The organism is Halovulum sp. GXIMD14793 (assembly GCF_054457435.1).
This window is the reverse complement of the sequence record NZ_JBTLNE010000010.1, coordinates 1-10,774: the sequence shown is the minus strand read 5'-3', so window position 1 is coordinate 10,774 and position 10,774 is coordinate 1. Positions and strand designations below refer to the sequence as shown.

Below are 10,774 nucleotides of genomic sequence, written 5' to 3'. Positions count from 1 at the left end.
GGCTGGATGGTGGGTTTCACCCACCCTACACTCGCGCGATGTTCTGTAGGGTGGGTGAAACCCACCATCGCCATCGGTCAAATTGCCTGCATCAATTCAATTCTGTTGCCAAAAGGGTCTGATACATATGCACGGCGAAAGCACGGATACCCAGCATCAAATGTCATTGGAGTCCCGGCTTCACGAAATCGCACCTCCAATGGCGTCAAATCTTCAAACATCAATCCCGGATGCGCTTTAGTGGCTGGCTGAAATCCATCTGTCTGCACCCCGATATGCAGCCTCAATTCACCGCTTTCAAACCAGCACCCGCCGCGTTTGGCCAGTTCCGGCGGCTTGGCGACCTCCGGCAAGCCCAGCAGCCCGATATAAAATGCCCGGGCGCGGTCTTCGCCGCCCGGTGGCATGGCAAGCTGAACATGATGAAGCTGTGGCATAGACCACGTTTAGCATGGCTATGTGCCGGTTTGAAACCTCCCTTGCCAAGCGCGGCAAATTTGGGTCCTTTGTCAGTTGAAGCAGCAAGGGCACGATATGGGTACGATACGCTTTCTTCTGAATGGTGATGAGGTCCGGATCGACGATCCGGACCCGACGCGCACGTTGCTGTCCTGGCTGCGCGAGACAAGGGGACTGACCGGCACGAAGGAAGGCTGTAACGAAGGCGATTGTGGGGCTTGCACCGTGCAGGTCACCGGACCGGAGGGTACGGTATCGGCCCTGAACGCCTGTATATTGTTCCTGCCGCAACTGCATGGCCGTGCCGTGCGCACGGTCGAGGGGCTAACAGGCCCTGACGGGACTCTACATCCGGTACAGGACGCGATGGTTACGCAGCACGGTTCGCAATGCGGGTTCTGCACACCGGGTATTGTCGTGTCGCTGGCCACAGCGCATCAGGCGGGCCGCCCCGATTATGATGATGTTCTGGCGGGTAATCTTTGCCGCTGCACGGGCTACGCCCCGATCATCCGCGCCGCCGAAATCGCCGCCGGGCAGGATGCAGCACCTTGGAGCGATGACCGGGACCGGGTCGTGGATCAGGGCAGCGACGCAGATCTTGTATTGGCAGAAGCCTATGCGCCTACGGATATTGACCGCTTTGCCGATTGGTATGTCGCCAACCCCGATGCCACACTGATTGCCGGGGCGACGGATGTCGGGCTTTGGACCACCAAAGCGTTGCGCGATATTCGGCCCGTGGCGTTTCTGAATCGCATAGGCGCGCTGCAGCGGATTGAGGACACGGGCGACGGGTTGCAGATCGGAGCCGGTGTCACAGTGGCTGATTTTGGCACCGCAATCGCCTCGCGTCATCCGGATCTGGCTGAACTTATCCGCCGGTTTGCCAGCGTGCAAATCCGCGGTGCGGCGACCATCGGCGGCAATATCGCGAACGGCTCTCCTATCGGGGACGGCCCACCTGCGCTGATCGCCCTTGGGGCCGAACTGGTGCTGCGCAAAGGATCGGACCGGCGACAGATCGCGCTGGAGGATTTCTTTGTCGATTACGGCAAACAGGATCGCAGCACGGGCGAGTTTGTTGAAAGCCTGTTCATCCCGACACAACCCGACACACTGCGCTGTCATAAACTTTCAAAACGTTTCGATCAGGACATCTCGGCCGTGTGCGGCTGTTTCAATCTGCCGGTTGAGAATGGGCATTTTACGGCCTCGCGTATCGCGTTCGGCGGCATGGCTGCGACCCCAAAGCGCGCCCGTGCCGTCGAGGCCGCATTGCATGGCCGCCCCTTCACTCAGGAGGCAATCAACGCCGCCCTACCTGCCTTTGCCGAGGATTTCGCGCCCATCGACGATATGCGTGCGTCAGCCCGCTACAGGCTGGTTGCAGCGCAAAACATGCTGCAGCGCAGCTTTCTGGAACTGTCTTCGGACATCCCGACACGGTTGGCAGAACGAGGGGTGCTGGCATGAGTGTTGCCAAATCCAATCCGCACGACAGTGGGATATTGCATGTCACTGGCGCGGCCCGTTACACGGATGACACCGCCCTGCCCGGCAATGCATTGCATCTGGCCTTTGGTCTGTCGGAAATTGCGCGTGGACGGATCACCAAGATGGATCTGGCGGCAGTGCACACAGCCCCCGGTGTTGTGGCGGTTCTGACGGCTGAGGACATACCCGGGGAGAATGACGTCTCTCCCTCGATCCATGATGAGCCGCTTTTGTCCGATGGGACCGTGCATTATCTGGGGCAACCGCTGTTCCTGGTTGTTGCAGACAGCCATCTGGCCGCCCGCAAAGCAGCACGGCTGGGGACCATCGACTATGCCGAGGAAACACCCATACTGAGCATAGACGAGGCTTTGGCAGCGGGTTCGGAGTTTGAGGCCCCGCTGGTTTTTGAACGGGGTGATCCCGGGCCCGAAATCGCCCGCGCCCCGCATCAGCTGTCCGGCCAGATGGAGATCGGCGGGCAGGAACATTTTTATCTGGAAGGCCAGGTCGCCTGGGCCAACCCGAGCGAGGATGGCGGGGTTCTGGTGCAATCTTCGTCGCAACACCCGTCTGAGATCCAGCATAAGGTGGCCCATGCGCTTGGTTTGCCGTTCTCTGCCGTCCGGGTCGAGGTCCGGCGTATGGGCGGCGGCTTTGGCGGCAAGGAAAGTCAGGGCAATGCGCTGGCGGTTGCCTGCGCGGTTGCCGCACATGCCACCGGGCGGGTCTGCAAGATGCGCTATGACCGCGACGATGACATGATGATCACCGGCAAGCGGCATGATTTTCGCATTGGCTATCAGGTTGGTTTTGATGATGCTGGCCAGATCACCGGGATCGAGTTTCGCCATGATGTGCGCTGCGGCTGGGCGCAGGATCTGTCTTTGCCGGTGGCGGATCGGGCCATGTTGCATTCTGACAATGCCTATTGGCTGCCTGCGGTACGGATCACATCGCATCGGCTGAAGACCAATACCCAGTCTGCCACGGCCTTTCGGGGATTTGGCGGACCGCAGGGCATGGTGGGGATTGAGCGGGTGATGGGTCACATTGCGCATCATCTTGGGCTTGATCCGCTGGCGGTGCGCAAGGCGAATTACTATGCCATGCCGCCAGACACCTCCGAAGGCACGGATGCGGCGGGTGCCGGAGCCTCCGGCGGGGATATTTGTGGAACAATGAAGGGGCGGGTGACGCCCTATCATATGGAGGTGGAGGATTTTGTCCTGCCGCCGATTGTGGCCGCGCTGGAGGAAAGTTCTGATTATGCCGCGCGGCGGGCGGCGGTCCGGGATTTTAATGCCGGGTCGGCGGTGCTGAAGAGGGGGATTGCGCTGACGCCGGTGAAATTTGGTATTTCGTTTACCCTGACGCATCTTAATCAGGCGGGGGCGCTGGTTCATATCTATTCTGACGGGTCGATCCATCTGAATCATGGCGGGACGGAGATGGGTCAGGGCCTGTTCACCAAGGTTGCGCAGGTGGCTGCGGAAGTGTTTCAGCAGCCGTTGGAGGCGGTGCGGATCACGGCCACCGATACGGCGAAGGTGCCCAATACCTCGGCCACGGCGGCGTCCTCGGGCGCGGATCTGAATGGTATGGCGACCAAGGCGGCCTGTGAGACGCTGAAGGCGCGGCTGGTGGATTTTGCGGCGGAGTATTGGCAGGCGCAGCGTGACAGCATTGAGTTTACGCCAGAAGGCGTGCGGGTCGGGCAGGAGAGGATCAGTTTCGCGGAACTGGCCGCGCTGGCTTATACCGGGCGGGTGCCCTTATCGGCGACGGGCTATTACGCCACGCCCAAGATCAGCTGGGACCGACGGGCGGGGCGCGGGCGGCCGTTTCTTTACTTTGCCTATGGGGCCGCCGTGACAGAGGTCGCGATTGACACGCTGACTGGCGAGTACCGTCTGTTGCGAACAGATATTTTGCATGATTGCGGGCGCTCGCTGAACCCTGCGCTTGATATCGGCCAGATTGAGGGCGCTTATGTGCAAGGAGCCGGATGGCTGACGACTGAAGAACTGGTCTGGGATGATAAGGGGCGGCTGCGCACCCATGCGCCGTCAACCTACAAGATCCCGGCCTGTGGTGATCGGCCCGAGGTGTTCAATGTCGCCCTTTGGGACGGGGCTAATCGGGAAGACACGATCTATCGGTCAAAGGCCGTGGGCGAGCCGCCCTTTATGCTGGGTATTTCGGCGTTTATGGCCTTGTCGGACGCGGTGGCAGCTTGTGGTGACGGGTCTATCTATCCTGCGCTGGATGCACCAGCGACGCCTGAGCGGGTGTTGCGCGCCGTATCTTTGCAGCAAGGAAACGCATGGTAGGCGGGTTGGACCTGTCCGACCTGCACCGCCGTGTCACAGCGCATGGCGTTGTGGCCCGTGCGGTGATCACCGGTTTTCAAGGTTCCTCGCCACGCGAAACCGGGGCGGCAATGCTGGTTTGGGCGGATGGACAGTCCGGAACTATCGGCGGCGGCGCGTTGGAGTTTGCGGTTACGCAAGAGGCGCGGCAGGCGCTGGCGGCACCCGGCGCGCGGCGTCTTTCCCGCCATGCTTTGGGACCCGCGCTTGGCCAGTGTTGCGGCGGAGCGGTGGAGTGTCTGATCGAGGTTTTTAACGCCGAGGCGCTGGCGGCGATCCCCGATACCGGCGTTTACGCGCGCGCCATCGGTACCCGGATCGGGCAAGACGGGCCGCCACCGCCAAAGGTTGCGCGCGCGCTGAGCATGAGCCCTGAAATCGCTACCATCGATGACTGGTTTATAGAGCCTGTGGCACGGGCGCAGGCTCCGGTCTGGATTTATGGCGCAGGCCATGTGGGCCGTGCGTTGGTGCATGTGTTGCAGGGGCCGCCCGTGGCTGTGACCTGGATTGATACTGATAAGGCGCGGTTTCCTGACCCTTTGCCAAGCGGGCCTGATATGCTGGTCGCCGCCGATCCTGCCTCGGTCGTGCGCCATGCACCGGATGACGCGCATCATCTGGTCATGACCTATTCCCACGCGCTGGACCTTGAAATCTGCCACCAGGTGCTGTCGCGCCCTTTCGCGACCCTCGGTCTGATCGGATCAGCCACCAAGAAAGCCCGTTTTGAAAGCCGACTGCGGGCACTGGGGCATGGCGCGGCGCTGAAACGGCTGATCTGCCCGATCGGCGACCCGGCCTTGGGCAAATTGCCATCGGCCATTGCCCTGAGCACTGCGGTTGCGCTACTCAGTCATCTCAACAATGCCGAAAATCGGCAAAAACAGGGGTGGGTTACGTGAGCGCGTTGCTGCAGGTTCAGGGGCTTTCTAAATCCTATCCCGGGGTTCGGGCCAACAGCGATGTATCCTTTGCCCTTGAGGCCGGCCAAATCCACGCCTTGCTAGGCGAAAATGGCGCGGGCAAATCCACACTGGTCAAAACCATCTATGGCCTGGTGCAGCCCGATAGCGGCATCATGTATATCAACGGCACCCAGCACGAACCGCGCAACCCCAAGGCGGCGCGCAAGGCGGGGGTCGGGCTGGTGTTTCAGCATTTCTCGCTGTTCGAAGCGCTGAGCGTGGCCGAAAACATCGCCCTTGGCATGGAAGACCCGCCGGAACCGGCAGAACTGTCTCGGAAAATCCGCGACGTCGCCAATGCCTATGGCCTGCCGCTGGACCCGGATCGGCTGATCGGCGATCTGAGCGTCGGGCAGCGCCAGCGGGTCGAGATTGTGCGCTGCCTTTTGCAGAACCCACGCATCCTGATCATGGACGAGCCGACCTCGGTCCTGACCCCGCAGGAGGTGACGACACTGTTCACCACGCTGCGGCAGCTGGCCTCTGAAGGGGTGGGAATCCTTTATATCTCGCACAAGCTGGAGGAAATCCGCACGCTGTGCGATCACGCGACAATCTTGCGCAACGGGGCCGTGGTGGGCAGTTGCCGCCCCGTTGAACGCACGGCGCATCAGCTTGCGGAAATGATGGTAGGGATTGAGTTGACCAAACCCCTGCCCCGCCTGTTCACCCCCGGCGAACCGCTGCTGACCCTGCGCGACCTGAGCGTGGAAACCGAGGATCCGTTTGGCACCAATCTGAAAGACATCAACCTGACCCTGCGCAATGGCGAGGTTCTGGGCATCGCAGGTGTGGCGGGCAACGGGCAAAGTGAATTGCTGCTGGCAATCTCGGGCGAGACCGCAACAGAACGCTCTATGGTGGTGCTGGAGGGCAGCCAGATCGGGCGAATGGCCCCGAATGCGCGGCGCAAACGCGGCCTGCTGACCGCGCCCGAGGAACGGTTGGGCCATTCCGCCGCCGGGGACATGACACTGGCCGAAAACGCCTTTTTGACCGGGCGGTCACGGCAACGGCTGGATTGGCGCGGCTTTATCAAGCAGCGCTCCACCCAGAACTATGCTCGGGCTATCGTGTCGAAATTCGATGTGCGCACGCCCTCGGTCGATGTGGCCGCAGGTTCGCTGTCAGGGGGGAACCTGCAGAAATTCGTCATCGGGCGGGAAATACTGCAGCGCCCGCATGTGCTGGTGGTGAACCAGCCAACCTGGGGCGTCGATGCCAATGCTGCGGCCACGATCCGCAGCGCCTTGCGTGATCTGGCCGCCAGTGGTGCGGGCGTGATCGTGATCAGCCAGGACTTGGATGAATTGCGCGAAATCTCGGACACAATCGCTGTGATCGAAGGCGGACGGCTAAGCCCTGCGCAGCGCAACGGCTCGCTGACCAATGAAGAGATCGGGCTGATGATGGGCGGTAAATTCGGCGCACAGAAGGATATGACCACCCATGCTTGAGCCCCGCGCCGCGCCCTCTGCCCGCCTGCAGCTGCTGTCGCCCCTGCTGGCCATTGCCGCCACTATGATTGTGGGCGGTGCGCTGTTTGCATTGCTGGGCAAGGATCCGGTGCAGGCGATCAGGATCATCTTTGTCGATCCGCTGTTTGACAGCTATTCCCGCTCTGAAATTCTGGTCAAAGCCTCCCCGCTTATCCTGATCGCCATCGGCTTGTCCTTTGGTTTTCGCGCCGGGATCTGGAATATCGGGGCCGAGGGGCAATTTATCATCGGCGCGATTGCTGGCGGTGCCGTCGGGCTGGCCTTCTGGAACATCGTGGGCGCATGGCTGTTGCCGCTGATGTGTCTGGCCGGAATGGCGGGCGGGTTTGTCTGGGCTATGATCCCGGCACTCCTGAAGGTGAAGTTCAACGCCAACGAAATCCTTGTGTCGCTGATGCTGGTCTACGTAGCCGAGCTGCTGCTGTCTGCGCTTGTTTCTGGCCCGCTGCGCAATCCCGACGGCTTCAACTTTCCCGAAAGCCGCATGTTCCATGACAGCGCAACGCTGCCCATCCTGATGGAGGGGACCCGGGTCCATATCGGCATTCTGGTCGCTCTGGTCGTGGCCATACTGGCCTATATCCTGCTGCAACGGCATGTGTTCGGCTTCAATGTTCGCCTGTCGGGTGTCGCCCCAAGGGCGGCCCATTTCGCCGGGGTTTCACGCAACAGGACGGTTATCCTGTGTCTGGGCTTGTCAGGCGCGCTGGCGGGGCTGGCGGGCGTGTTCGAGGCCGCTGGCCCCGTCGGGCAACTGGTGCCTTCACTGCCTGCAAAATACGGGTTTACGGCAATCATCGTCGCCTTCTTGGGCCGCTTGCATCCAATCGGGATCGTGGTTGCCGGATTGATGCTGGCACTGACTTATATCGGCGGGGAAACCGCGCAATTCACCCTGCAAATCCCGGCCGCAGCGATCCAGGTCTTTCAGGGTCTGCTGCTGCTGTTTCTATTGGCCTTCGAAGTGTTCGTTCGCTACCGATTTACCCCGCGCGCGAAAGGGGTGGCATGATGAAACCGCGTCTGAGTTCAACCAACCAGCAATTGATCCTTGTCGGTGCGGCCCTGGTCGCCCTGACGGCGTTCTGCGATCAATTCGGCATCAGTCCGGTGTCACTGACCCTCGCGATCATCATCGCCGCGCAACCTTTGATGCTAGCCGCCCTGGGCGAGATGGTTGTGGAAAAATCCGGTGTTCTGAACCTTGGTGTCGAAGGGATGATGATCATCGGCGCGATTGCAGGCTTTGCAATCTCGGTCGAGACAACCTCCGTCACGTTGGGCTTCGTCGCCGCAGCCGCTGCCGGAGCCGCGCTGGCCCTGATTTTTGGCGTCATCACCCAGATTTTGCTGGCCAATCAGGTGGCAACCGGGCTGGCATTGACGCTGTTCGGGCTTGGGTTGGCGGCGCTGATCGGTCAACCCTATTCAGGGCTAAAGCCGCCGCCGGTTGGGCATCTTAACCTGCCCATTCTGTCGGATATGCCGGTTTTTGGCCCGATCTTGTTCAGCCATGACGCGATGGTCTACCTGTCGCTTGCATTGGCGGTGCTGATCTGGGCGTTTCTGACCACCTCACGCAGTGGGCTGGCCTTGCGCGCCATTGGCGAGAACCACCACGCCGCCCACGCGCTTGGCTATCACGTTGTGCGCACCCGCCTGCTGGCAATTGCATTCGGCGGAGCCTGCGCTGGGCTGGGCGGGGCCTATCTGTCGCTGATCCGGGTGCCGCAATGGAACGAGGGGATGACCGCTGGGGCGGGCTGGATTGCGCTGGCCATCGTGGTGTTCGGAGCCTGGCAAACCTGGCGCGTGGTTCTGGGCGCGTTGCTGTTTGGCGGCGTGACCCAACTGCAACTTTATATGCAGACCGAGAATATCACACCGCTCTGGCTGCTGGTCTTTGCGCTGTTCCTGTTTGCAGTCAATGCGACCCTCAACACCATTTCGCGGCGCGGCAGCATGGACAAAAGCATGGTCCCGCTTTGGGTGCTGACCCTTGTTGCCCTAATGGCGGCGCAAACCTATCCGGTGCATATCCCGGCGCAATACATTTCGATGGCCCCCTATCTTGCGACCATCGTCGTGCTGGTGGTGATGTCGGCCGATAAGCTGCGCACGCATCTCAACGCCCCGGCCTCACTGGGCCAGACCTTTCATCGCACAGATTGACGCCCTGACCAAAGGCTTGACCCAACCGCTGGGCACCGCAAAACTGATAACCCACCAACAGGAAGGAACAAAAGATGAGACTGTTTTCAAAGCTGGCAGGCGCAACACTCGCGCTGGCAATAGGCACCGGGGCCGCCCTGGCCGATGGGCATGAACCACTGAAGGTCGGTTTCATCTATGTCGGCCCCGTCGGTGACTTCGGCTGGTCCTATGAGCATGATCAGGGCCGCCTGGCCATCGAAGAGGCTTTCGGCGACAAGGTCGAAACCAGCTTTCTGGAAAGCGTTCCCGAAGGCCCCGATGCAGAGCGGGCCATCCGCCAGATGGCGCAATCCGGCCATAAGCTGATCTTCACCACATCTTTCGGCTATATGAACCCAACGCTGAAAGTGGCCAAGCAATTCCCGGATGTGAAGTTCGAGCATGCCACCGGTTATCAGCGCGCGGACAACCTCTCGACCTATTCCGGGCGCTTTTATGAAGGCCGCACCGTTCTGGGTCACATCGCGGGCAAGATGACCAAGACAAACACCGTCGGCTACATCGCGTCCTTCCCGATCCCCGAGGTTGTGCGTGGCATCAACTCTGCCTATCTGGCGGCAAAAAAGGCCAACCCGGATGTAGAGTTCAAGGTCGTCTGGGTCTCCACCTGGTTTGACCCCGCGAAAGAAGCAGATGCCGCCAATGCGCTGATCGAGCAGGGGGCCGATGTGATCATGCAGCACACCGACAGCCCTGCTGCCATGACCATCGCTCAGGGCACGTGGGAGGATGATACAGAAGGCAATGAAGTCTATGCCTTCGGTCAGGCCTCTGACATGGCGCAGTTCGGTCCGGATGCGCGCCTGTCCTCGATCATCGACAACTGGGGCCCGTACTACATCTCACGGACACAGGCGGTGATGGACGGAACCTGGGAAAGCAGCGACACTTGGGACGGGATCAAGCCTGGCATGACCGAAATCGGCGCTTTCTCTGACAAAATCCCTGACGATATCCGCGCCGAAGCACAGCAGATCGCCGATGATATTGCAGCTGGCAAGCTGCACAGCTTCACCGGTCCGATCAACAAGCAGGACGGCTCTGCCTGGCTGGCAGAAGGCGAAACCGCCGATGACGGCACCCTTCTGGGCATGAATTTCTATGTCGAAGGGCTGCAGGGCGAGCTTCCTCAGTAAACTTAAAGCGTTTCGAGTTTACCTTGAGACATCACATAAAATCGAAACGCGTACACCATATAGGCTTATCACTGCGTTTCAGGATAATCTTTTGTCTCAGGTTTATCCCGAAACGCTTTAGGCATCTGAGAATAGATGGCCCGGCGATCAGCCGGGCCTTTTTTTGTGGGCTTTGAAGTTGAACTAGGGCCTGTTAACACTATTGTCTATCGCTGAAATGTTGATCCTCCCCCACTGAAGTGGTCCGCCCCTATAGTTAGGAAACGGAGGATCAGATATGGGAATCAAGCGACACAAGCCGGAAGAGATTGTCACGAAGTTACGGCAGGTTGAGGTGCTTTGCGGCCAAGGAATGGCGCGCATTGATGCGATCAGGCAGGTGCAGATAACCGAGCAGACATTCTACCGCTGGCGTAAGCAGTATAGCGGCATGGGAACCGACCAACTGAAAGAACTAAAGCGACTTCAGAAGGAGAATGACCGGCTGCGTCGAGCCGTGTCGGACCTAACGCTGGACAAGCTCATCTTGTCAGAGGCCGCGCGGGGAAACTACTGAGCCCCTCGCGCCGTCGCGCCTGTATCGATCACGTTCGCAATGAGATGCGGGTGTCTGAACGTCGGGTCTGCCG

8 protein-coding genes and 1 pseudogene are annotated in these 10,774 nt (G+C 60.3%); 8 read left to right on the top strand and 1 reads right to left on the bottom strand.

What is annotated here, in order from left to right; all coding sequences use genetic code 11:
* Nucleotides 1-77: 77 nt before the first annotated feature.
* Nucleotides 78-437, bottom strand: a complete 360-nt coding sequence (locus tag ACW9UQ_RS03930) for a VOC family protein (protein WP_458929694.1) — start codon at nt 435-437, stop codon at nt 78-80.
* Nucleotides 438-534: 97 nt separating this feature from the next.
* Here ACW9UQ_RS03930 and xdhA point away from each other — a divergent pair, with 97 nt between their 5' ends.
* The 8 genes and pseudogenes from xdhA to ACW9UQ_RS03890 form a co-directional block, all read left to right on the top strand.
* Complete coding sequence (gene xdhA / locus ACW9UQ_RS03925; protein WP_458929693.1) at nt 535-1,935, top strand: xanthine dehydrogenase small subunit; 1,401 nt, start codon at nt 535-537, stop codon at nt 1,933-1,935.
* Nucleotides 1,932-4,289, top strand: coding sequence for a xanthine dehydrogenase molybdopterin binding subunit (gene xdhB, locus ACW9UQ_RS03920; protein WP_458929692.1), 2,358 nt, complete (start codon nt 1,932-1,934; stop codon nt 4,287-4,289). The genes xdhA and xdhB overlap by 4 nt, the downstream gene beginning before the upstream one ends.
* Complete coding sequence (xdhC, locus tag ACW9UQ_RS03915; RefSeq protein ID WP_458929691.1) at nt 4,283-5,233, top strand: xanthine dehydrogenase accessory protein XdhC; 951 nt, start codon at nt 4,283-4,285, stop codon at nt 5,231-5,233. The genes xdhB and xdhC overlap by 7 nt, the downstream gene beginning before the upstream one ends.
* Complete coding sequence (locus ACW9UQ_RS03910; RefSeq protein ID WP_458929690.1) at nt 5,230-6,753, top strand: ABC transporter ATP-binding protein; 1,524 nt, start codon at nt 5,230-5,232, stop codon at nt 6,751-6,753. The genes xdhC and ACW9UQ_RS03910 overlap by 4 nt, the downstream gene beginning before the upstream one ends.
* The gene (locus tag ACW9UQ_RS03905; protein WP_458929689.1) at nt 6,746-7,807 is read left to right on the top strand and encodes an ABC transporter permease; all 1,062 of its coding nucleotides are present in this window, start codon (nt 6,746-6,748) and stop codon (nt 7,805-7,807) included. Before ACW9UQ_RS03910 ends, ACW9UQ_RS03905 begins: the two co-directional genes overlap by 8 nt.
* Nucleotides 7,807-8,967: an ABC transporter permease gene (locus ACW9UQ_RS03900; RefSeq protein ID WP_458929688.1), complete on the top strand. Its 1,161-nt coding sequence runs from the start codon at nt 7,807-7,809 to the stop codon at nt 8,965-8,967. Before ACW9UQ_RS03905 ends, ACW9UQ_RS03900 begins: the two co-directional genes overlap by 1 nt.
* Before the next feature lie 74 nt (nt 8,968-9,041).
* Entirely contained in the window at nt 9,042-10,145 is a 1,104-nt protein-coding gene (locus tag ACW9UQ_RS03895) for a BMP family ABC transporter substrate-binding protein (protein ID WP_458929687.1), read from the top strand.
* Between the two features lie 277 nt (nt 10,146-10,422).
* Nucleotides 10,423-10,774, top strand: a pseudogene (locus ACW9UQ_RS03890) (transposase); the annotation flags it as partial.